General features: G+C 39.4%; 12 protein-coding genes and 19 pseudogenes. 4 read left to right on the forward strand and 27 right to left on the reverse strand.

Annotation, left to right across the window (positions count from 1 at the left end; translation table 11 throughout):
• Positions 1–361: 361 nt before the first annotated feature.
• Together Bmayo_RS07140 and Bmayo_RS05595 are read left to right on the forward strand one after the other, a co-directional pair.
• Positions 362–556, forward strand: a complete 195-nt coding sequence (locus Bmayo_RS07140; protein WP_235633182.1) for a hypothetical protein — start codon at positions 362–364, stop codon at positions 554–556.
• A gap of 133 nt (positions 557–689) precedes the next feature.
• Positions 690–968, forward strand: coding sequence for a hypothetical protein (locus Bmayo_RS05595; protein WP_235633183.1), 279 nt, complete (start codon positions 690–692; stop codon positions 966–968).
• A gap of 18 nt (positions 969–986) precedes the next feature.
• Here Bmayo_RS05595 and Bmayo_RS06965 read toward each other — a convergent pair whose 3' ends face one another.
• Entirely contained in the window at positions 987–1,130 is a 144-nt protein-coding gene (locus Bmayo_RS06965; protein ID WP_162493367.1) for a hypothetical protein, read from the reverse strand.
• Between the two features lie 280 nt (positions 1,131–1,410).
• Here Bmayo_RS06965 and Bmayo_RS05600 point away from each other — a divergent pair.
• Positions 1,411–1,598: pseudogene (locus Bmayo_RS05600) on the forward strand (plasmid maintenance protein); the annotation flags it as partial.
• Between the two features lie 221 nt (positions 1,599–1,819).
• Here Bmayo_RS05600 and Bmayo_RS07145 read toward each other — a convergent pair.
• The 26 genes and pseudogenes from Bmayo_RS07145 to Bmayo_RS05700 form a co-directional block, all read right to left on the reverse strand.
• Positions 1,820–2,191 (reverse strand): hypothetical protein, encoded by a 372-nt coding sequence (locus tag Bmayo_RS07145; protein ID WP_235633184.1) that lies wholly within the window; start codon positions 2,189–2,191, stop codon positions 1,820–1,822.
• A 32-nt stretch (positions 2,192–2,223) separates the two neighbouring features.
• Positions 2,224–2,406: a hypothetical protein gene (locus Bmayo_RS07150; RefSeq protein ID WP_235633185.1), complete on the reverse strand. Its 183-nt coding sequence runs from the start codon at positions 2,404–2,406 to the stop codon at positions 2,224–2,226.
• A 57-nt stretch (positions 2,407–2,463) separates the two neighbouring features.
• On the reverse strand, positions 2,464–2,598 hold the full coding sequence (locus Bmayo_RS07445) for a hypothetical protein (RefSeq protein ID WP_256381233.1): 135 nt from the start codon (positions 2,596–2,598) through the stop codon (positions 2,464–2,466).
• 276 nt (positions 2,599–2,874) lie between these two features.
• The gene (locus Bmayo_RS05610) at positions 2,875–3,672 is read right to left on the reverse strand and encodes a complement regulator-acquiring protein (RefSeq protein WP_075552687.1); all 798 of its coding nucleotides are present in this window, start codon (positions 3,670–3,672) and stop codon (positions 2,875–2,877) included.
• A 322-nt stretch (positions 3,673–3,994) separates the two neighbouring features.
• A complete protein-coding gene (locus tag Bmayo_RS05615; protein WP_075552688.1) occupies positions 3,995–4,573 on the reverse strand; it encodes a chromosome replication/partitioning protein in 579 nt (192 codons plus the stop codon).
• A gap of 30 nt (positions 4,574–4,603) precedes the next feature.
• Positions 4,604–5,419, reverse strand: coding sequence for a ParA family protein (locus Bmayo_RS05620; protein ID WP_075552689.1), 816 nt, complete (start codon positions 5,417–5,419; stop codon positions 4,604–4,606).
• The gene (locus tag Bmayo_RS05625; protein WP_075552690.1) at positions 5,395–5,952 is read right to left on the reverse strand and encodes a DUF226 domain-containing protein; all 558 of its coding nucleotides are present in this window, start codon (positions 5,950–5,952) and stop codon (positions 5,395–5,397) included. Before Bmayo_RS05625 ends, Bmayo_RS05620 begins: the two co-directional genes overlap by 25 nt.
• A 9-nt stretch (positions 5,953–5,961) precedes the next feature.
• Complete coding sequence (locus Bmayo_RS05630; RefSeq protein ID WP_075552691.1) at positions 5,962–7,041, reverse strand: plasmid maintenance protein; 1,080 nt, start codon at positions 7,039–7,041, stop codon at positions 5,962–5,964.
• A 112-nt stretch (positions 7,042–7,153) separates the two neighbouring features.
• Positions 7,154–7,720 (reverse strand): annotated as a pseudogene (locus Bmayo_RS05635) (variable large family protein); the annotation flags it as partial.
• Positions 7,716–8,963: pseudogene (locus tag Bmayo_RS07570) on the reverse strand (variable large family protein); the annotation flags it as partial. The pseudogenes Bmayo_RS07570 and Bmayo_RS05635, both read right to left, overlap by 5 nt.
• Positions 8,953–9,573 (reverse strand): annotated as a pseudogene (locus tag Bmayo_RS05645) (variable large family protein); the annotation flags it as partial. The pseudogenes Bmayo_RS07570 and Bmayo_RS05645, both read right to left, overlap by 11 nt.
• A pseudogene (locus Bmayo_RS06705) lies at positions 9,569–10,753 on the reverse strand (variable large family protein); the annotation flags it as partial. The pseudogenes Bmayo_RS06705 and Bmayo_RS05645, both read right to left, overlap by 5 nt.
• Positions 10,743–11,351 (reverse strand): annotated as a pseudogene (locus Bmayo_RS07655) (variable large family protein); the annotation flags it as partial. The pseudogenes Bmayo_RS07655 and Bmayo_RS06705, both read right to left, overlap by 11 nt.
• 12 nt (positions 11,352–11,363) lie before the next feature.
• A pseudogene (locus Bmayo_RS07660) lies at positions 11,364–12,593 on the reverse strand (variable large family protein); the annotation flags it as partial.
• Positions 12,589–13,218: pseudogene (locus tag Bmayo_RS05660) on the reverse strand (variable large family protein); the annotation flags it as partial. The pseudogenes Bmayo_RS07660 and Bmayo_RS05660, both read right to left, overlap by 5 nt.
• Positions 13,214–14,449: pseudogene (locus Bmayo_RS07665) on the reverse strand (variable large family protein); the annotation flags it as partial. The pseudogenes Bmayo_RS07665 and Bmayo_RS05660, both read right to left, overlap by 5 nt.
• Positions 14,447–15,124: pseudogene (locus Bmayo_RS07190) on the reverse strand (variable large family protein); the annotation flags it as partial. The pseudogenes Bmayo_RS07665 and Bmayo_RS07190, both read right to left, overlap by 3 nt.
• Positions 15,104–15,658: pseudogene (locus tag Bmayo_RS07195) on the reverse strand (variable large family protein); the annotation flags it as partial. The pseudogenes Bmayo_RS07195 and Bmayo_RS07190, both read right to left, overlap by 21 nt.
• Positions 15,654–16,283, reverse strand: a pseudogene (locus Bmayo_RS05670) (variable large family protein); the annotation flags it as partial. The pseudogenes Bmayo_RS05670 and Bmayo_RS07195, both read right to left, overlap by 5 nt.
• Positions 16,279–16,909, reverse strand: a pseudogene (locus Bmayo_RS07670) (variable large family protein); the annotation flags it as partial. The pseudogenes Bmayo_RS07670 and Bmayo_RS05670, both read right to left, overlap by 5 nt.
• 42 nt (positions 16,910–16,951) lie before the next feature.
• Positions 16,952–18,112: pseudogene (locus Bmayo_RS07675) on the reverse strand (variable large family protein); the annotation flags it as partial.
• Positions 18,108–19,343, reverse strand: a pseudogene (locus Bmayo_RS07595) (variable large family protein); the annotation flags it as partial. The pseudogenes Bmayo_RS07675 and Bmayo_RS07595, both read right to left, overlap by 5 nt.
• A pseudogene (locus tag Bmayo_RS05685) lies at positions 19,333–19,953 on the reverse strand (variable large family protein); the annotation flags it as partial. The pseudogenes Bmayo_RS07595 and Bmayo_RS05685, both read right to left, overlap by 11 nt.
• Positions 19,949–20,569 (reverse strand): annotated as a pseudogene (locus Bmayo_RS05690) (variable large family protein); the annotation flags it as partial. The pseudogenes Bmayo_RS05690 and Bmayo_RS05685, both read right to left, overlap by 5 nt.
• Positions 20,559–21,167: pseudogene (locus Bmayo_RS05695) on the reverse strand (variable large family protein); the annotation flags it as partial. The pseudogenes Bmayo_RS05690 and Bmayo_RS05695, both read right to left, overlap by 11 nt.
• Positions 21,163–22,152 (reverse strand): annotated as a pseudogene (locus Bmayo_RS05700) (variable large family protein); the annotation flags it as partial. The pseudogenes Bmayo_RS05700 and Bmayo_RS05695, both read right to left, overlap by 5 nt.
• Before the next feature lie 436 nt (positions 22,153–22,588).
• Here Bmayo_RS05700 and Bmayo_RS05705 point away from each other — a divergent pair.
• Positions 22,589–23,719 (forward strand): variable large family protein, encoded by a 1,131-nt coding sequence (locus Bmayo_RS05705; protein ID WP_076342439.1) that lies wholly within the window; start codon positions 22,589–22,591, stop codon positions 23,717–23,719.
• The last annotated feature ends 93 nt before the right edge of the window (positions 23,720–23,812 follow it).

Consider the following 23,812-nt stretch of genomic DNA (forward strand, 5'->3'; position numbering starts at 1 on the left):
ATATAATTTTTTATTAGTATAAAGTATTTTGACTCATAACTTTAACCTTTAAATTGCTCATTTTAACTTAAAAACTTTAACTTTAACTTTAAAATCCTAAACCATATAATTTTTAAAATTTGCTACTAATTTATCAATTTATTCTTTATTTTCAAAAAAACTCTTTATATACTTATATTATGAATAAACATCTAAAAGAACAAAACTAAAAAGTAATGGATCATGCATGCAGATTACTTACTCTTACCATAACAATATTTGAAATCAATTTAATATTAGAAAATTATTCTAAAAAACTCTACTCAAATTTTATAACGAAAATTTCAAAAACCGAAACCTAAATCCCAGCGATATATCAACAATGGAAAAATACTTAAACCAACTAGAAAAAGGAATAAACGTCATAGTCAAATTCTATTTTAATGACAATCAATCTATAATTTATTATAAACTTAATTACACCCTAGAAAAAGTTTGTTTAAACCTACAAGAATACTACAAATTATTCTACAAAGAATTAGAACAATTTTTAAAAGAAAACACTACTACTACTTAATTGTAAAAAATTATTTCTTTGCAAATTAAGCAAATTTAGAAATATAAATTGTAAAGATATATATTTTTATCTGAGAAATAATAAAAATTACTAGGAATACTAACTTGGAAAAATTTTTGAAAAAACAATACAAATGAATTGCAAAAATAAGCTATCTTCTCACTTAATAATTCTTGTTTACACACTATGCGACACTGAACTAAATTCAAATATTGGGTACTACAGTATGAGCTTTATATACCGCGTGTTTAATTCTAACATACATAAATATTGCAATACTATTGAAAATATTAAAATAGATTTACTAGAAAAAAATCTCGATACTTTAGAAAACACACCAAAAATTATAACTAATAAATTTAACGTGGAAAAAATATATTCAAACTTTACTACACAGTCAATTATCCTTTAAAAATATGTTACACAAAAATTATGAACTACTATAAATAGCAATAGGTTTACTATTTATAAAGGAAATTATTAGAATAAATCGATTATATAAATCAATCCTAGCAAGATAAGAAACTTTTAGTAATTCTACTAAAAGTTTCTTATCTTGTCTTGCAATTTTCACACATAGCTGAGAGATTATGGACTAATCTATTTTTGAATTATAAACCAAATTAAAAGAAAAAATCTAGATATATTGTAAGTGCATTATAGCGCCTCATAGGCCTAATAAATAGCAATTATAGTTTATACCAAATCAAAATTTAAATCTATATGTATTGATAAATATAATTTTAAAAATTGCAGTCTAAAACTTTCAAAGCAAATTCATTTATATTAGTAGTTGCCTATCTAAATACAATAAAGGACCTCTAAATGATTATTAATTTACCAAATAAAAAACCATAAATTGCCACAATAAAGTTCAACATAAGTTAATAGTTCTTGCCTCAAGAATAGACTATTTAAACAAAAAAGATAAACAATACCCCAAAACGAAATATTATACTACTTTAATGAAAATCTAAAAAGAAATGGTCAAGCTATCTCTACATTAAGAACTATGCAAAAATATATTTATAAACTAAAAAGAAATAAAAAATAATAGCAATGATTTTCTTGAATTTTTAAAGCTAAAATTGTTTTTTAAAAAACCCATGCCATACTAATAATTCGTATAGGGGTTTTATAAACTTTTCTATATCGTTATTAAAAATAAATAAATTAAATGAAATAAAAAAAATATCAAGACACTTTTTGTTAATTTTACAAAGTTCTTCCTTTTTTATAAAGAATGCAATTAAGGGAACTCACCTAAATTACTTTTTCGATAACTATTTTATGGAAAAATCCATTAGGGAATATATTTTCAGCCTCATTTAAATACTTTTTATATTCATTTTCTCTTTTATTAAGTAGAAAATATCCCTGACTTAACCATATATCTGTTAAGTATTTTTCTAAATTTCTTTTACTATATTTTAGAGCCTTTTGTAAAAATTTTATTGCCTTCTCCGAACTGCCTCCTGCAATTCTTGGAAAATATAAATACCACATTGCTAAATAAATATTGACAAATATATTCTCATTATCAATTTCTAAAGATCTAATTAGTGCATTTTTAGATTCATTTGAGACTTTAACTAATTTTATACCTCCTGTATATCTTAAAATAGATAAATTCAAATCCCCTAATACCCTATATGAATCACTTCTAACTAATTTTTACAATCTTTAAAGAATTTAGAAGGAATAAAATCTAAAAGATCATTTTTGGCACTGAAAAATATAGAATAACTATCAGAAAAATTTTTAACATTTAAGCTTTGTGACAAAGATACAATTTGAAAATTAACAATATTGGCAAGATAATTTTTTCTAGTATCCTTAAATGATTCCATTTTTTATCTAAGGCTTTAAATTTATCTATATAAAATTTATATAATCAACCCGATTTTTTAAAAGAGCCTACTATCAATATCACCAGAATAATAATTTTCTAAAATATTATCATATTCCACATTTAAAGTTTCAAAAGAATTAGAATATAAAAAATTAAAATTAAAAAAGAAATAATAAAAATAAATTTTCACAACCCTTTACCACCTTGTAATTAAAGATAATTCAATAAATAAATTTATCTATATTTAATTTTTAGAAAATAAAATTATTCCAAAAATTAATGATAATTAGACTTGCTAAGTTATACTTTCAATATATAGAATTAAATATAAAATTAGAAGAAAAATTAAGGGCTTTTAAAATAAAAAATTACGTACAATTTTTAAGTTTAAACTGTACTAATTTATCAAGGAAAAAATTTTTCCTTGATAAATTCTCTATATCTACAAAAACAAATAAATTCCTTATTACTTATTTAAAATTTTTGTTATTTCAGAAGATAAAGTTTCGGTCCTAAGTATTTCATATTTAAGAAAATATTCATACATTAACTTGATGTATTCAATAAATCCTGTCGTTTCTTCTAAAGAATCTTTAATGCTATTTAAATCGGTGTCATTTCTACAATAGTTAATAATTTGAGTTACAATGTCAATCCATCTCTTCTTAAAGATCAACAATTCTTTAAGCTTGCTTAAAATAATGCTCAATTCTTCTTTATTTAAGCTTATTAATTTATCCATTTGGTTGTTTATTTTTTCAGCCGAAAATTCTAACTCATATTGAGAATAATATTGTCCAGCCCTAACTATGAGAGAATCTAAATTTTGATTATCAGCAAGGCTTGATATTTTATTAAGAATTTTTCCAAACGCTCTTATTAATTCCTCATTATAATTTAAAGATGAATAAAACTTTCTTCGTATATCATTGTTTTCACTATGCGAATATTTCTCTCGATTGGAGCTTAATATAAGATTATTAAATAGAGAATCTTTCATTCCAAATTGATCTAAGGGCTCGATTTTTGCTCTATCCAAGATTGTCTGAGCTTTAACAAATTTGGCAATTTTAGTTATTTCAATTATCAAATCGTCTTGAGTCACCTTGCTTTTGGAGCCATTTTCTTTTAGCTTTAAATTTCCTCCAATTATCTTTTCTCTTTGATTGAATTCAAAATCTTTATTTTCTAATACTAAATTTTCAGAGTTACATGACGAAAGACCTAAAAAACAGATTATTATAATTAAATTATTCTTTTTCAAAATATTCTCCTCATTGATATATTAATTAAATTAATATATCAATGTGTTTTAATTTCAAATTTCTTTCAATGAATTATTAAATAAAAAGCGATATATAAAAAGTATAATTAACAGTACATTAAGTCGAATAAAAATTATTAATATCTTTTAAATTATAAAAATTAGAGCTTAATTATGCTTTTATTACTTTATGTGAAAGCATAATTAAGCTCTAATAGCTCACAATGGCGGTCACAAATTAAGGCAAATTTTAAATGGAAAACTTAGCCTTGACTTTAAGGGTACACCAATTTAAAAATAAAATCAATAATCATACAATAAATTAATAAATTTTTTCTTTGAATTCTTTCATAACTTGCTCAATCCAATTTTTTCTATCTGAGAAAACCTTATCCAAAAAAAACTCTGTAAACCTATGGTTTTTTTTATAAAAAAGGTAACTTTCTTGATTCTTAAATTGAAACCTTAAAACTCTACTTGAATTCTGATTTAACTTTTTTTCCATTGCATTTTTAGAATTAGTCAAAAATAAAATCGCTTGTCTAAAACCATTTTCAACTAAATATTCTTGCTTTATAGCACCCTCTTGAATTGCCCCACCTATTCTCAAATAAGTATATGCTTGAGATCTAGCCAATTTATAATCTTTTATAAATTTCTCAAAACTTTTATATCCATCAAGCTTATAATAAGCCTTATTTTTGATTTCCATCAAAATATACATGGCCTCTATTTTATTATAAATATCCTCTTTTACATTGTCTTTTAACTTATTTTTCAAAAATTCAAATCTTTCTCTATCATTAAATAAATGATTATTATTGGCATCAATAATAGAATTTTTCTCATTATTTAAATTTCTTGGATTAATAGCTATTTCATTGGCACTTTTTTTACTCATAAAATTTCCTCCTTTAATTTAAATTTTTCTTTATAAATTATCCAGCGCTGGACAATTTATTTTAGAAATTTCTATTTTTTCTGAATAAATTTTTATATGAGATATTAAATTTTTTAATATACAGCTATATTCCAATATATAATTTGATTTTAGATCAAATTCACTGTTAGTTGCAATTTTTTTATTCAACCCTTCTCTTTCACATACAATGCCTAAAAAGTTGTTCTTTTTTTGCATTATTTTTAATAATTCTTTGTGCGTATTGTTTTTTTTAAATCTAGTTATAATAAAGAAAATTGGCACTAATTTTTCTAAATTTTTGATAAAAAACTCTAAAAGTTCATAACTTTCAAATGTCCACTTTTCAGCTGTCATTGGTATTACTATATAATGCGTAGCATTTAAAGCGCATCTTAATGTTAAATCCAGACTAGGGTTTGTATCAATTAAGATATAATCATAATTAATTTTCAATCTTTTTATTTCTATTTTTAGTTTTAAATCGATAGCTTTGTGTTTATTTAGACAATAAAAATCTCCGTTTAAACTATGCAATGTTAAATAGCTAGGAATTAAGTTTAAATTTTTTTCTATATTAATAATACAATTATTAATGTCTAAATTATCCTTTAAAACTTCACAAATATTTGTTTTTTTTAAATCTATATTATTTTCTTTTATTTTTTCATAAAAATAACTGGTAGTTGATGCTTGTGTGTCTATGTCTATTAATAGCACCTTATATTCTTTTGACAAAAGAGTAGCAAAAATTATAGCGCTTGTACTTTTTCCAACGCCTCCCTTTATACTAGTAATTGTTATTATTTTTGTTCTTTTTCTATCCATTTGGTTATAAGGCCTCCATTTGATAATTTTTTGTCATAAAATTGATATATTTCCTTTTCTAAAGTTAGAAGTATTTTGATTAGAGATTTATAGTATTTTTTTTTAGTTTTGTCTTTTCTTAATAAATAGGAAATTCCCACAACATAGCAAAATATACTTCCTGTTTTGAATTTAAATTGTATATAGTGTATTTTCGAAAATGTAGCTGTTTTTAATTTATTATTTTCCTCGTATATTCTTAACACATTCTTTATTGGTTTTCTGCATCCATAGCTAATTCCTAAAAATTTGTCTTCATCTTTTAAAGAAAAAAGGCTAAATGTTTCTGTTTTTTTTCTGTCAAGTAAATTCCTAAATGAAATGAAGAATCTGTAATTTTTATTTTTCTTATTTCCAAATGCATAAAAGTCTAAAAATATTTTAGTGTGGTATATGTTTTTATTATCTCTTTTTTCAATTTTAACAAAAATGTTTTTATTCTCTATTTTTATTTGTGTCTTTTTTTCTTTAAGTTTTTTCATAAGGTTTTCCATAATCTATCCTTAAATGATTAATTTTCTATTAATATAAGATTTGTTTTTATTCTTAATTAATTTTAGTAGATCATAATAGTATTTATTGTTAAACGAGTCAGAATATTTTGGTTGCTCTATTTGATTTAAATAGTTTTTTATTATTTTTATTAAAACTTCATTTTCAATTTCAGATTTTATTTTTAATTGTTCAAATAATATGTTAAGTATATTGTTTTTAATATTTTCTTGTGTTGCTTTTGTATTTGGTTTATCTATACTTCTTTTTGTTTTATTTATTATTTGTTTTAAATCGTCATATCTATTTTGATCTAATATAAAGTGAGGTTTATTTTTGTATTTTAAATATACATTTTTAAAATGTATATTTAATTCTTTTTTATTTAATCCTTCTTTTTCTAAAGTCCTTTTGGTTTTTTCTAGTATTGTTCTTAGTTCTTTTCTCTTTATTTTTATGGTTTTCTTTTTTTTATTGTCTTTTTTAAATTTTTTTGAAAAAAAATATTCTATTTTTTTTAGTTCCTTCATTATTTCGATTTTCATATTCTTTTTTATATCGAAATCTAAAATCTTTGAAAATGATTTTGTTATGAATTTACATTTTTTTGCATAGTTTTTTATTTGTAAGTTTTCAATTCTTTTAATTGTTTCTTTCTCTTTATTATTAATATTATTATTACATTCCTTTAATTCTACACTCCCTTTTTTTGAAAATTCTTTTTTAAAGAATGTATTTATTCTTAAGTTAAATCTAATTTCTTTCTTTTCTTTAAAATATTTGTTTATTTTATGATAGCATTTTTGTTTTTGATATTTAAGTTTATAGTAAATTTCTGTTCCACAATTAACTCCTAAGTGTTTATAATAATTGGTGGTTACTTCAAATTCTTTTTCTAATTTGTAAAGATAGTTTTGTAATGTTTTTATTTTAATAGGTTCTTGACCGTTTCTTTTTAAATTTTCATTAAAGTAGTATAATATGTTGCTTTGAGTGTATTGTTTATATTTGTTGTTTATATAGTCTAGTGTTGAGATAAGAACTATTAACTTATGTTGAACTTTGTTTTTAAATTTTTTTGCTTTTTCCACTTTACTTCTCCTTAATTTGTGAATATCTAATATAGATATTATATCAAAATTAATTTAAAAACAAACTAAAATTAATTTAATGAATGGTTTTTTCTAAATCTAAAAGAGTAGCAACAGCAAATTTTCCATTCTTAGCCATACCCCGCAGCACAATAGCAGCAGCAACCTTACTATTCTGATTCATATTACCACCACCACCAGCAGTAAAAGCAGCACCAGCCTGAGCTGCCCCAATAGCAGCCGAAATCGGATTATTAGCCTGATCAGCCTGCTGACCACCAGCAGCACCACTCTTCTCAGCAGCATCAACAATCTCTTTTAATATCTGCTCACCACTAACTGCATTTATAGCCCCAGTCGCTTTCTGTGCTTGTGCATTATTAGCACCCTGGTCAGCAGCCCCAGAGAATAAATGCCCCGCATCCGCATTACCAGTCCCAGTAGCATTCCCATCACTAGCAGCTTTTAACAATTCTTTCTTCTCCTTACTACCAGCAGCCTTACCAGCAGTAGCCTCAGCAGCATCAACAATCGCCTTCATCCCCTTAGCAATCCCCTGAACACTGCTTGCATCAGCTGCACCAGCACCAGCACCAGCATTCACAATCTCCCCAATCGAAGTATCACCATCACTAGCTGCCTTAGCAGCCTTATTAGCAGCATCAGCAATCGCCTTCAACAGCACTTTTCACCCCATCCTTTTGATTGTCATGAGCAGCATTAGTAACAGCAAATTTTCCATCCTTAGCCATACCCCGCAGCACAATAGCAGCAGCAACCTTACTATTCTGATTCATACCACCATTACCAGCAGCAAAAGCAGCACCACCCTGAGCTGCCCCAATAGCAGCCGAAATCGGATTAGTAGCAGCAGCAGCACCAGCACCAGCAGCACCAGCACCACTCTTCTCAGCAGCATCAACAATCTCTTTTAATATCTGCTCACCACTAACTGCATTTATAGCCCCAGCCGCTTTCTGTGCTTGTGCATCACTAGCACCCTGGCCATTAGTTCCAGAGAATAAATGCCCCGCATTCGCATTACCAGTCCCAGTAGCATTCCCATCACTAGCAGCTTTTAACAATTCTTTCTTCTCCTCCTTACTACCAGCTGCCTTACCAGCATTAGCCTCAGCAGCATCAACAATCGCCTTCATCCCCTTAGCAATCCCCTGAACACTGCTTGCATCAGCTACACCAGCAGCAGCAGCATTAGCATTCACAACATTCCCAATCGAAGTATCGTCACCACTAGCTGCCTTATTAGCAGTCTCAGTAATCGTCTCAACAGCACTTTTCACCCCATCCTTTTGATTGGCATGATCAGCATCAGCAACAGCAAATTTTCCATTCTTAGCCATACCCCGCAGCACAATAGCAGCAGCAACCTTACTATTCTGATTCATATTACCACCACCACCAGCAGCAAAAGCACCACCACCCTGATCTGCCCCAATAGCAGCCGAAATCGGATTATTAGCCTGATCAGCAGCAGCAGCAGCACCATCACCATCACCACTCTTCTCAGCAGCATCAACAATCTCTTTTAATATCTGCTCACCACTAACTGCATTTATAGCCCCAGCCGCTTTCTGTGCTTGTGCATTATCAGCACCCTGGTCAGCAGCCCTAGAGAATAAATGCCCCGCATCCTCATTACCAGTCCCAGTAGCATTCCCATCACTAGCAGCTTTTAACAATTCTTTCTTCTCCTTACTACCAGCAGCCTTACCAGCAGTAGCCTCAGCAGCATCAACAATCGCCTTCATCCCCTTAGCAATCCCCTGAACACTGCTTGCATCAGCTGCACCAGCAGCAGCACCAGCAGCAGCATCACTCACAACATTCCCAATCGAAGTATCACCACCACTAGCTGCCTTAGCAGCCTTATTAGCAGCATCAGTAATCGCCTTCAACAGCACTTTTCACCCCATCCTTTTGATTGGCATGAGCAGCATCAACAGCAAATTTTCCATCCTTAGCCATACCCCGCAGCACAATAGCAGCAGCAACCTTACTATTCTGATTCATATTACCACCACCAGCATCAGCAAAAGCACCATCACCCTGAGCTGCCCCAATAGCAGCCGAAATCGGATTATTAGCCTGATCAGCCTGCTGACCACCAGCAGCACCATCACCACTCTTCTCAGCAGCATCAACAATCTCTTTTAATATCTGCTCACCACTAACTGCATTTATAGCCCCAGCCGCTTTCTGTGCTTGCTCATTATTAGCACCCTGGTTAGCAGCCCCAGAGAATAAATGCCCCGCATCCGCATTACCAGTCCCAGTAGCATTCCCATCACTAGCAGCTTTTAACAATTCTTTCTTCTTCTCCTTACCAGCAGCCTTACCAGCAGTAGCCTCAGCAGCATCAACAATCGCCTTCATCCCCTTAGCAATCCCCTGAACACTGCTTGCATCAGCTGCACCAGCACCAGCACCAGCATTCACAATCTCCCCAATCGAAGTATCACCATCACTAGCTGCCTTAGCAGCCTTATTAGCAGCATCAGCAATCGCCTTCAACAGCACTTTTCACCCCATCCTTTTGATTGTCATGAGCAGCATTAGTAACAGCAAATTTTCCATCCTTAGCCATACCCCGCAGCACAATAGCAGCAGCAACCTTACTATTCTGATTCATACCACCATTACCAGCAGCAAAAGCAGCACCACCCTGAGCTGCCCCAATAGCAGCCGAAATCGGATTAGTAGCAGCAGCAGCACCAGCACCAGCAGCACCAGCACCACTCTTCTCAGCAGCATCAACAATCTCTTTTAATATCTGCTCACCACTAACTGCATTTATAGCCCCAGCCGCTTTCTGTGCTTGTGCATCACTAGCACCCTGGTTAGCAGCCCCAGAGAATAAATGCCCCGCATCCTCATTACCAGTCCCAGTAGCATTCCCATCACTAGCAGCTTTTAACAATTCTTTCTTCTCCTTACTACCAGCAGCCTTACCAGCAGTAGCCTCAGCAGCATCAACAATCGCCTTCATCCCCTTAGCAATCCCCTGAACACTGCTTGCATCAGCTGCACCAGCACCAGCACCAGCAGCATCACTCACAACATTCCCAATCGAAGTATCACCACCACTAGCTGCCTTAGCAGCCTTATTAGCAGCATCAGCAATCGTCTCAACAGCACTTTTCACCCCATCCTTATGATTGGCATGAGCAGCATTAGCAACAGCAAATTTTCCATCCTTAGCCATACCCCGCAGCACAATAGCAGCAGCAACCTTACTATTCTGATTCATACCACCACCACCAGCAGCAGTAAAAGCAGCACCAGCCTGAGCTGCCCCAATAGCAGCCGAAATCGGATTATTAGCCTGATCAGCCTGCTGACCACCAGCAGCACCACTCTTCTCAGCAGCATCAACAATCTCTTTTAATATCTGCTCACCACTAACTGCATTTATAGCCCCAGCCGCTTTCTGTGCTTGTGCATTATTAGCACCCTGGTCAGCAGCCCTAGAGAATAAATGCCCCGCATCCTCATTACCAGTCCCAGTAGCATTCCCATCACTAGCAGCTTTTAACAATTCTTTCTTCTCCTTACTACCAGCAGCCTTACCAGCAGTAGCCTCAGCAGCATCAACAATCGCCTTCATCCCCTTAGCAATCCCCTGAACACTGCTTGCATCAGCTGCACCAGCAGCAGCACCAGCAGCAGCATCAGCAATCGCCTTCAACAGCACTTTTCACCCCATCCTTTTGATTGGCATGAGCAGCATCAACAGCAAATTTTCCATCCTTAGCCATACCCCGCAGCACAATAGCAGCAGCAACCTTACTATTCTGATTCATATTACCACCACCAGCATCAGCAAAAGCACCATCACCCTGAGCTGCCCCAATAGCAGCCGAAATCGGATTATTAGCCTGATCAGCCTGCTGACCACCAGCAGCACCATCACCACTCTTCTCAGCAGCATCAACAATCTCTTTTAATATCTGCTCACCACTAACTGCATTTATAGCCCCAGCCGCTTTCTGTGCTTGCTCATTATTAGCACCCTGGTTAGCAGCCCCAGAGAATAAATGCCCCGCATCCGCATTACCAGTCCCAGTAGCATTCCCATCACTAGCAGCTTTTAACAATTCTTTCTTCTTCTCCTTACCAGCAGCCTTACCAGCAGTAGCCTCAGCAGCATCAACGATCGCCTTCATCCCCTTAGCAATCCCCTGAACACTGCTTGCATCAGCTGCACCAGCAGCAGCAGCACTCACAACATTCCCAATCGAAGTATCACCACCACTAGCTGCCTTAGCAGCCTTATTAGCAGTCTCAGTAATCGTCTCAACAGCACTTTTCACCCCATCCTTATGATTGTCATGATGAGCATTAGTAACAGCAAATTTTCCATCCTTAGCCATACCCCGCAGCACAATAGCAGCAGCAACCTTACTATTCTGATTCATATTACCATTACCAGCAGCAGTAAAAGCAGCACCAGCCTGAGCTGCCCCAATAGCAGCCGAAATCGGATTATTAGCCTGATCAGCCTGCTGACCACCAGCAGCACCATCACCACTCTTCTCAGCAGCATCAACAATCTCTTTTAATATCTGCTCACCACTAACTGCATTTATAGCCCCAGCCGCTTTCTGTGCTTGCTCATTACTAGCACCCTGGCCATTAGTTCCAGAGAATAAATGCCCCGCATTCGCATTACCAGTCCCAGTAGCATTCCCATCACTAGCAGCTTTTAACAATTCTTTCTTCTCCTCCTTACTACCAGCTGCCTTACCAGCATTAGCCTCAGCAGCATCAACAATCGCCTTCATCCCCTTAGCAATCCCCTGAACACTGCTTGCATCAGCTACACCAGCAGCAGCAGCATTAGCATTCACAACATTCCCAATCGAAGTATCGTCACCACTAGCTGCCTTATTAGCAGTCTCAGTAATCGTCTCAACAGCACTTTTCACCCCATCCTTTTGATTGGCATGATCAGCATCAGCAACAGCAAATTTTCCATTCTTAGCCATACCCCGCAGCACAATAGCAGCAGCAACCTTACTATTCTGATTCATATTACCACCACCACCAGCAGCAAAAGCACCACCACCCTGATCTGCCCCAATAGCAGCCGAAATCGGATTATTAGCCTGATCAGCAGCAGCAGCAGCACCATCACCATCACCACTCTTCTCAGCAGCATCAACAATCTCTTTTAATATCTGCTCACCACTAACTGCATTTATAGCCCCAGCCGCTTTCTGTGCTTGTGCATTATCAGCACCCTGGTCAGCAGCCCTAGAGAATAAATGCCCCGCATCCTCATTACCAGTCCCAGTAGCATTCCCATCACTAGCAGCTTTTAACAATTCTTTCTTCTCCTTACTACCAGCAGCCTTACCAGCAGTAGCCTCAGCAGCATCAACAATCGCCTTCATCCCCTTAGCAATCCCCTGAACACTGCTTGCATCAGCTGCACCAGCACCAGCACCAGCATTCACAATCTCCCCAATCGAAGTATCACCATCACTAGCTGCCTTAGCAGCCTTATTAGCAGCATCAGCAATCGCCTTCAACAGCACTTTTCACCCCATCCTTATGATTGGCATGAGCAGCATTAGCAACAGCAAATTTTCCATTCTTAGCCATACCCCGCAGCACAATAGCAGCAGCAACCTTACTATTCTGATTCATACCACCACCACCAGCAGCAGTAAAAGCACCACCATTACCCTGAGCTGCCCCAATAGCAGCCGAAATCGGATTATTAGCCTGATCAGCCTGCTGACCACCAGCAGCACCACTCTTCTCAGCAGCATCAACAATCTCTTTTAATATCTGCTCACCACTAACTGCATTTATAGCCCCAGCCGCTTTCTGTGCTTGTGCATTATTAGCACCCTGGTCAGCAGCCCTAGAGAATAAATGCCCCGCATCCGCATTACCAGTCCCAGTAGCATTCCCATCACTAGCAGCTTTTAACAATTCTTTCTTCTTCTCCTTACCAGCAGCCTTACCAGCAGTAGCCTCAGCAGCATCAACAATCGCCTTCATCCCCTTAGCAATCCCCTGAACACTGCTTGCATCAGCTGCACCAGCAGCAGCACCAGCAGCAGCATCACTCACAACATTCCCAATCGAAGTATCACCACCACTAGCTGCCTTAGCAGCCTTATTAGCAGCATCAGTAATCGCCTTCAACAGCACTTTTCACCCCATCCTTTTGATTGGCATGATCAGCATCAACAGCAAATTTTCCATCCTTAGCCATACCCCGCAGCACAATAGCAGCAGCAACCTTACTATTCTGATTCATATTACCACCAGCATCAGCAAAAGCACCATCACCCTGAGCTGCCCCAATAGCAGCCGAAATCGGATTATTAGCCTGATCAGCCTGCTGACCACCAGCAGCACCATCATCATTCTTTCCAGCAGCATCAACAATCTCTTTTAATATCTGCTCACCACTAACTGCATTTATAGCCCCAGCCGCTTTCTGTGCTTGCTCATTATTAGCACCCTGGTTAGCAGCCCCAGAGAATAAATGCCCCGCATCCGCATTACCAGTCCCAGTAGCACTAGCAGCTTTTAACAATTCTTTCTTCTTCTCCTTACCAGCAGCCTTACCAGCAGTAGCCTCAGCAGCATCAACAATCGCCTTCATCCCCTTAGCAATCCCCTGAACACTGCTTGCATCAGCTACACCAGCACCAGCAACAGCAGCAGCACTCACAACATTCCCAATCGAAGTATCACCACCACTAGCTGCCTTAGCAGCCTTATTAGCAGTCTCAGTAATCGTCTCAACAGCACTTTTCACCCCATCCTTATGATTGGCATGATCATCATTAGCAACAGCAAATTTTCCATCCTTAGCCATACCCCGCAGCACAATAGCAGCAGCAACCTTACTATTCTGATTCATATTACCACCAGCAGCAGTAAAAGCAGCACCACCCTCAGCTGCCCCAATAGCAGCCGAAATCGGATTAGTAGCAGCAGCAGCACCAGCACCAGCAGCACCATCACCACTCTTCTCAGCAGCATCAACAATCTCTTTTAATATCTGCTCACCACTAACTGCATTTATAGCCCCAGCCGCTTTCTGTGCTTGCTCATTATTAGCACCCTGGTTAGCAGCCCCAGAGAATAAATGCCCCGCATCCGCATTACCAGTCCCAGTAGCATTCCCATCACTAGCAGCTTTTAACAATTCTTTCTTCTTCTCCTTACCAGCAGCCTTACCAGCAGTAGCCTCAGCAGCATCAACGATCGCCTTCATCCCCTTAGCAATCCCCTGAACACTGCTTGCATCAGCTGCACCAGCAGCAGCAGCACTCACAACATTCCCAATCGAAGTATCACCACCACTAGCTGCCTTAGCAGCCTTATTAGCAGTCTCAGTAATCGTCTCAACAGCACTTTTCACCCCATCCTTATGATTGTCATGATGAGCATTAGTAACAGCAAATTTTCCATCCTTAGCCATACCCCGCAGCACAATAGCAGCAGCAACCTTACTATTCTGATTCATATTACCATTACCAGCAGCAGTAAAAGCAGCACCAGCCTGAGCTGCCCCAATAGCAGCCGAAATCGGATTATTAGCCTGATCAGCCTGCTGACCACCAGCAGCACCATCACCACTCTTCTCAGCAGCATCAACAATCTCTTTTAATATCTGCTCACCACTAACTGCATTTATAGCCCCAGCCGCTTTCTGTGCTTGCTCATTACTAGCACCCTGGCCATTAGTTCCAGAGAATAAATGCCCCGCATTCGCATTACCAGTCCCAGTAGCATTCCCATCACTAGCAGCTTTTAACAATTCTTTCTTCTCCTCCTTACTACCAGCTGCCTTACCAGCATTAGCCTCAGCAGCATCAACAATCGCCTTCATCCCCTTAGCAATCCCCTGAACACTGCTTGCATCAGCTACACCAGCAGCAGCAGCATTAGCATTCACAACATTCCCAATCGAAGTATCGTCACCACTAGCTGCCTTATTAGCAGTCTCAGTAATCGTCTCAACAGCACTTTTCACCCCATCCTTTTGATTGGCATGATCAGCATCAGCAACAGCAAATTTTCCATTCTTAGCCATACCCCGCAGCACAATAGCAGCAGCAACCTTACTATTCTGATTCATATTACCACCACCACCAGCAGCAAAAGCACCACCACCCTGATCTGCCCCAATAGCAGCCGAAATCGGATTATTAGCCTGATCAGCAGCAGCAGCAGCACCATCACCATCACCACTCTTCTCAGCAGCATCAACAATCTCTTTTAATATCTGCTCACCACTAACTGCATTTATAGCCCCAGCCGCTTTCTGTGCTTGTGCATTATCAGCACCCTGGTCAGCAGCCCCAGAGAATAAATGCCCCGCATCCGCATTATCAGTCCCAGTAGCACTAGCAGCTTTTAACAATTCTTTCTTCTCCTTACCAGCAGCCTTACCAGCAGTAGCCTCAGCAGCATCAACAATCGCCTTCATCCCCTTAGCAATCCCCTGAACACTGCTTGCATCAGCTGCACCAGCACCAGCACCAGCATTCACAATCTCCCCAATCGAAGTATCACCATCACTAGCTGCCTTAGCAGCCTTATTAGCAGCATCAGCAATCGCCTTCAACAGCACTTTTCACCCCATCCTTATGATTGGCATGAGCAGCATTAGCAACAGCAAATTTTCCATTCTTAGCCATACCCCGCAGCACAATAGCAGCAGCAACCTTACTATTCTGATTCATACCACCACCACCAGCAGCAGTAAAAGCACCACCATTACCCTGAGCTGCCCCAATAGCAGCCGAAATCGGATTATTAGCCTGATCAGCCTGCTGACCACCAGCAGCACCACTCTTCTCAGCAGCATCAACAATCTCTTTTAATATCTGCTCACCACTAACTGCATTTATAGCCCCAGCCGCTTTCTGTGCTTGTGCATTATTAGCACCCTGGTCAGCAGCCCTAGAGAATAAATGCCCCGCATCCTCATTACCAGTCCCAGTAGCATTCCCATCACTAGCAGCTTTTAACAATTCTTTCTTCTCCTTACTACCAGCAGCCTTACCAGCAGTAGCCTCAGCAGCATCAACAATCGCCTTCATCCCCTTAGCAATCCCCTGAACACTGCTTGCATCAGCTGCACCAGCAGCAGCACCAGCAGCAGCATCACTCACAACATTCCCAATCGAAGTATCACCACCACTAGCTGCCTTAGCAGCCTTATTAGCAGCATCAGTAATCGCCTTCAACAGCACTTTTCACCCCATCCTTATGATTGGCATGATGAGCATCATCAACAGCAAATTTTCCATCCTTAGCCATACCCCGCAGCACAATAGCAGCAGCAACCTTACTATTCTGATTCATATTACCACCAGCATCAGCAAAAGCACCATCACCCTGAGCTGCCCCAATAAGCAGCCGAAATCGGATTATTAGCCTGATCAGCCTGCTGACCACCAGCAGCACCATCATCATTCTTTCCAGCAGCATCAACAATCTCTTTTAATATCTGCTCACCACTAACTGCATTTATAGCCCCAGCCGCTTTCTGTGCTTGCTCATTATTAGCACCCTGGTTAGCAGCCCCAGAGAATAAATGCCCCGCATCCGCATTACCAGTCCCAGTAGCACTAGCAGCTTTTAACAATTCTTTCTTCTTCTCCTTACCAGCAGCCTTACCAGCAGTAGCCTCAGCAGCATCAACAATCGCCTTCATCCCCTTAGCAATCCCCTGAACACTGCTTGCATCAGCTACACCAGCACCAGCAACAGCAGCAGCACTCACAACATTCCCAATCGAAGTATCACCACCACTAGCTGCCTTAGCAGCCTTATTAGCAGTCTCAGTAATCGTCTCAACAGCACTTTTCACCCCATCCTTATGATTGGCATGATCATCATTAGCAACAGCAAATTTTCCATCCTTAGCCATACCCCGCAGCACAATAGCAGCAGCAACCTTACTATTCTGATTCATATTACCACCAGCAGCAGTAAAAGCAGCACCACCCTCAGCTGCCCCAATAGCAGCCGAAATCGGATTAGTAGCAGCAGCAGCCTGCTGACCAGCACCATCACCACTCTTCTCAGCAGCATCAACAATCTCTTTTAATATCTGCTCACCACTAACTGCATTTATAGCCCCAGCCGCTTTCTGTGCTTGCTCATCACTAGCACCCTGGCCATTAGTTCCAGAGAATAAATGCCCCGCATCCTCATTACCAGTCCCAGTAGCACTAGCAGCTTTTAACAATTCTTTCTTCTCCTTACTACCAGCAGCCTTACCAGCAGTAGCCTCAGCAGCATCAACAATCGCCTTCATCCCCTTAGCAATCCCCTGAACACTGCTTGCATCAGCTGCACCAGCACCAGCACCAGCATTAGCATTCACAACATTTCCAATCGAAGTATCACCACCACTAGCTGCCTTAGCAGCCTTATTAGCAGTCTCAGTAATCGTCTCAACAGCACTTTTCACCCCATCCTTTTGATTGGCATGATCAGCATCAGCAACAGCAAATTTTCCATCCTTAGCCATACCCCGCAGCACAATAGCAGCAGCAACCTTACTATTCTGATTCATATTACCATTACCAGCAGCAAAAGCACCACCAGCCTGATCTGCCCCAATAGCAGCCGAAATCGGATTAGTAGCAGCAGCAGCCTGCTGACCAGCACCATCACCACTCTTCTCAGCAGCATCAACAATCTCTTTTAATATCTGCTCACCACTAACTGCATTTATAGCCCCAGCCGCTTTCTGTGCTTGTGCATTATTAGCACCCTGGTTAGCAGCCCCAGAGAATAAATGCCCCGCATCCTCATTACCAGTCCCAGTAGCACTAGCAGCTTTTAACAATTCTTTCTTCTCCTCCTTACTACCAGCAGCCTTACCAGCAGTAGCCTCAGCAGCATCAACAATCGCCTTCATCCCCTTAGCAATCCCCTGAACACTGCTTGCATCAGCTGCACCAGCACCAGCACCAGCATTAGCATTCACAACATTTCCAATCGAAGTATCACCACCACTAGCTGCCTTAGCAGCCTTATTAGCAGCATCAGCAATCGCCTTCAACAGCACTTTTCACCCCATCCTTATGATTGGCATGAGCATCATTAGCAACAGCAAATTTTCCATTCTTAGCCATACCCCGCAGCACAATAGCAGCAGCAACCTTACTATTCTGATTCATACCACCATTACCAAAAGCACCATTACCCTGATCTGCCCCAATAGCAGCCGAAATCGGATTATTAGCCTGATCAGCAGCAGCACCAGCACCAGCAGCACCATCACCATTCTTTCCAGCAGCATCAACAATCTCTTTTAATATCTGCTCACCACTAACTGCATTTATAGCCCCAGCCGCTTTCTGTGCGTGTGCATCACTAGCACCCTGGTCAGCAGCCCCAGAGAATAAATGCCCCGCATCCGCATTACCAGTCCCAGTAGCATTCCCATCACTAGCAGCTTTTAACAATTCTTTCTTCTCCTTACCAGCAGCCTTACCAGCAGTAGCCTCAGCAGCATCAACAATCGCCTTCATCCCCTTAGCAATCCCCTGAACACTGCTTGCATCAGCTGCACCAGCACCAGCACCAGCAGCATTAGCATTCACAACATTCCCAATCGAAGTATCACCACCACTAGCTGCCTTAGCAGCCTTATTAGCAGTCTCAGTAATCGTCTCAACAGCACTTTTCACCCCATCCTTATGATTGGCATGATGAGCATCAGCAACAGCAAATTTTCCATTCTTAGCCATACCCCGCAGCACAATAGCAGCAGCAACCTTACTATTCTGATTCATATTACCACCAGCAGCAAAAGCACCACCAGCCTGAGCTGCCCCAATAGCAGCCGAAATCGGATTAGTAGCAGCAGCAGCCTGCTGACCAGCACCAGCACCACTCTTTCCAGCAGCATCAACAATCTCTTTTAATATCTGCTCACCACTAACTGCATTTATAGCCCCAGCCGCTTTCTGTGCTTGTGCATTATCAGCACCCTGGTCAGCAGCCCCAGAGAATAAATGCCCCGCATTCGCATTACCAATCCCAGTGTCACTAGCAGCTTTTAACAATTCTTTCTTCTCCTTACCAGCAGCCTTACCAGCAGTAGCCTCAGCAGCATCAACAATCGCCTTCATCCCCTTAGCAATCCCCTTAACACTGCTTGCATCAGCTGCACCAGCACCAGCAGCAGCCCTCACAACATTTCCAATCGAAGTATCACCACCACTAGCTGCCTTAGCAGCTTCCTTAGCAGCTTCCTTAGCAGCATCAGCAATCGCCTTCAACAGCACTTTTCACCCCATCCTTATGATTGTCATGAGCAGCATTAGTAACAGCAAATTTTCCATTCTTAGCCATACCCCGCAGCACAATAGCAGCAGCAACCTTACTATTCTGATTCATATTACCACCATCAGCAAAAGCACCACCATTACCCTCAGCTGCCCCAATAGCAGCCGAAATCGGATTAGTAGCCGCAGCAGCAGCAGCACCATCACCATCACCATTCTTTCCAGCAGCATCAACAATCTCTTTTAATATCTGCTCACCACTAACTGCATTTATAGCCCCAGCCGCTTTCTGTGCTTGTGCATTATTAGCACCCTGGTTAGCAGCCCCAGAGAATAAATGCCCCGCATTCGCATTATCAGTCCCAGTAGCAGTCCCAGTGTCACTAGCAGCTTTTAATAATTCTTTCTTCTCCTTACTACCAGCAGCCTTACCAGCAGTAGCCTCAGCAGCATCAACAATCGCCTTCATCCCCTTAGCAATCCCCTGAACACTGCTTGCATCAGCTACACCAGCAGCACCAGCATTAGCATTCACAACATTCCCAATTGAAGTATCACCACCACTAGCTGCCTTAGCAGCCTCCTTAGCAGCATCAGCAATCGCCTTCAACAGCACTTTTCACCCCATCCTTTTGATTGGCATGATCAGCATTAGCAACAGCAAATTTTCCATTCTTAGCCATACCCCGCAGCACAATAGCAGCAGCAACCTTACTATTCTGATTCATATTACCACCATTACCAAAAGCAGCACCATCACCCTGATCTGCCCCAATAGCAGCCGAAATCGGATTAGTAGCCGCAGCAGCCTGCTGACCAGCAGCACCATCACCACTCTTCTCAGCAGCATCAACAATCTCTTTTAATATCTGCTCACCACTAACTGCATTTATAGCCCCAGCCGCTTTCTGTGCTTGTGCATTATCAGCACCCTGGTTAGCAGCCCCAGAGAATAAATGCCCCGCATCCGCATTATCAGTCCCAGTGTCACTAGCAGCTTTTAACAATTCTTTCTTCTCCTCCTTACTACCAGCAGCCTTACCAGCAGTAGCCTCAGCAGCATCAACAATCGCCTTCATCCCCTTAGCAATCCCCTTAACACTGCTTGCATCAGCTACACCAGCACCAGCAGCAGCCCTCACAACATTTCCAATCGAAGTATTGTCACCATCACTAGCTGCCTTAGCAGCTTCCTTAGCAGCATCAGCAATCGCCTTCAACAGCACTTTTCACCCCATCCTTTTGATTGGCATGAGCAGCATCAGCAACAGCAAATTTTCCATCCTTAGCCATACCCCGCAGCACAATAGCAGCAGCAACCTTACTATTCTGATTCATATTACCATTACCAGCAGTAAAAGCAGCACCAGCCTGAGCTGCCCCAATAGCAGCCGAAATCGGATTATTAGCAGCAGCAGCCTGCTGACCAGCACCATCACCACTCTTCTCAGCAGCATCAACAATCTCTTTTAATATCTGCTCACCACTAACTGCATTTATAGCCCCAGCCGCTTTCTGTGCTTGTGCATTATTAGCACCCTGGTTAGCAGCCCCAGAGAATAAATGCCCCGCATCCGCATTATCAGTCCCAGTAGCACTAGCAGCTTTTAACAATTCTTTCTTCTCCTCCTTACTACCAGCAGCCTTACCAGCAGTAGCCTCAGCAGCATCAACAATCGCCTTCATCCCCTTAGCAATCCCCTTAACACTGCTTGCATCAGCTACACCAGCACCAGCATTAGCATTCACAACATTCCCAATCGAAGTATCACCACCACTAGCTGCCTTAGCAGCCTCCTTAGCAGCATCAGCAATCGCCTTCAACAGCACTTTTCACCCCATCCTTATGATTGGCATGAGCAGCATCAACAGCAAATTTTCCATCCTTAGCCATACCCCGCAGCACAATAGCAGCAGCAACCTTACTATTCTGATTCATACCACCACCAGCAGCAGTAAAAGCACCATTACCCTGAGCTGCCCCAATAGCAGCCGAAATCGGATTAGTAGCAGCAGCAGCCTGCTGACCACCAGCAGCACCACTCTTCTCAGCAGCATCAACAATCTCTTTTAATATCTGCTCACCACTAACTGCATTTATAGCCCCAGCCGCTTTCTGTGCTTGTGCATTATTAGCACCCTGGTTAGCAGCCCCAGAGAATAAATGCCCCGCATCCGCATTATCAGTCCCAGTGTCACTAGCAGCTTTTAACAATTCTTTCTTCTCCTCCTTACTACCAGCAGCCTTACCAGCAGTAGCCTCAGCAGCATCAACAATCGCCTTCATCCCCTTAGCAATCCCCTGAACACTGCTTGCATCAGCTGCACCAGCAGCAGCAGCATCACTCACAACATTTCCAATCGAAGTATCACCACCACTAGCTGCCTTAGCAGCCTCCTTAGCAGCATCAGCAATCGCCTTCAACATTTCGCTAATTTCTTTGATAGCACTATCAACAGCATTACCTGCATCATTTGCAGTGTCATTTCCAGTTTTGCCTGTAGTGCCTTCCCCATTTCCTTTAGGCAAACTAGCAAGGCTGGAAATTGTTGTTTCTAGTTTTGTAGCTATTGAGGTAAAATATTTTTGTACTTCGGATTTTTTTGGATCTGCTTTTAGTCCAAATGCATCTGCAACTAATCCTCCAAAAGAGGTAAACACATCTAAGAATCCATTACCTAATTTTATAATTGACTGGTAAAATTCTTTTTCTGGGTCGTTTGTATTAGAAACTTCTCCAGCATTGCTCTTACAGTTGATAAAAACAATGAAAGCAGTCAATAATATTACACTTGAAATTTTTTTCATATTAGTCTCCTTTTATTTTTTATAATAATTGAAATAAATTAATGTCTAATTGTTTTTTAATTAAATTGAGTTAGCTAGTTTTTTTATCATTAAATTTATAAAACATTTATCTATCTTTTTAATTAATTTATAAGATGATTAAATAAAAAGTATATTATTTTTGTTTACTATTTAATGAAAAAGTTTAAAATATTTGGATTTTCTTTATTGATTCATTCTTTTGTATGGAAATAGTTTATTAAATTAATATTACGATGGTGGTGGGAGTCAATTAAACTTTAACAAGTGTGCATGTAAAATAATAGTAAAACTTTCTCTCATATTCTTTTTAAAAAGAATATGAGAGAAAGTTTTACTATTATTTTACATGCACACTTGTTAAAGTTTAATTTTTGAGTTAATATGATAACTTATACTTTTCATTAAGGAGACTAATATGAAAAAAATTTCAAGTGTAATATTATTGACTGCTTTCATTGTTTTTATCAACTGTAAGAGCAATGCTGGAGAAGTTTCTAATACAAACGACCCAGAAAAAGAATTTTACCAGTCAATTATAAAATTAGGTAATGGATTCTTAGATGTGTTTACCTCTTTTGGAGGATTAGTTGCAGATGCATTTGGACTAAAAGCAGATCCAAAAAAATCCGAAGTACAAAAATATTTTACCTCAATAGCTACAAAACTAGAAACAACAATTTCCAGCCTTGCTAGTTTGCCTAAAGGAAATGGGGAAGGCACTACAGGCAAAACTGGAAATGACACTGCAAATGATGCAGGTAATGCTGTTGATAGTGCTATCAAAGAAATTAGCGAAATGTTGAAGGCGATTGCTGATGCTGCTAAGGAGGCTGCTAAGGCAGCTAGTGGTGGTGATACTTCGATTGGAAATGTTGTGAGTGATGCTGCTGCTGCTGGTGCAGCTGATGCAAGCAGTGTTCAGGGGATTGCTAAGGGGATGAAGGCGATTGTTGATGCTGCTGAGGCTACTGCTGGTAAGGCTGCTGGTAGTAAGGAGGAGAAGAAAGAATTGTTAAAAGCTGCTAGTGACACTGGGACTGCTACTGGGACTGATAATGCGGATGCGGGGCATTTATTCTCTGGGGCTGCTAACCAGGGTGCTAATAATGCACAAGCACAGAAAGCGGCTGGGGCTATAAATGCAGTTAGTGGTGAGCAGATATTAAAAGAGATTGTTGATGCTGCTGGAAAGAGTGGTGCTGCTGGTGGTCAGCAGGCTGCTGCTGCTACTAATCCGATTTCGGCTGCTATTGGGGCAGATCAGGGTAATGGTGCTTTTACTGCTGCTGGTGGTGGTATGAATCAGAATAGTAAGGTTGCTGCTGCTATTGTGCTGCGGGGTATGGCTAAGGATGGAAAATTTGCTGTTACTAATGCTGCTCATGCCAATCATAAGGATGGGGTGAAAAGTGCTGTTGAGAGTGGTGTTAACAAGACTATTCTAGCATTGACAGGTATCGTAAAAGAGGCTGTTGATGCTGGTCTAAAAACCATTGTGACTGCCGTTAAATCAGCTGGTGGTGATAATACTAAGGCAAAGAATTGAGCTGTAGAATAGAATATACTTTACAAGTTTAGAGGTAAATCACCTCTAAACTTATTTATATTAATTAATATTTAAACTAAAAAATAATAAACT

This window comes from Borreliella mayonii (assembly GCF_001945665.1).
In the GTDB taxonomy this organism is placed as follows: Bacteria; Spirochaetota; Spirochaetia; order Borreliales; family Borreliaceae; genus Borreliella; species Borreliella mayonii.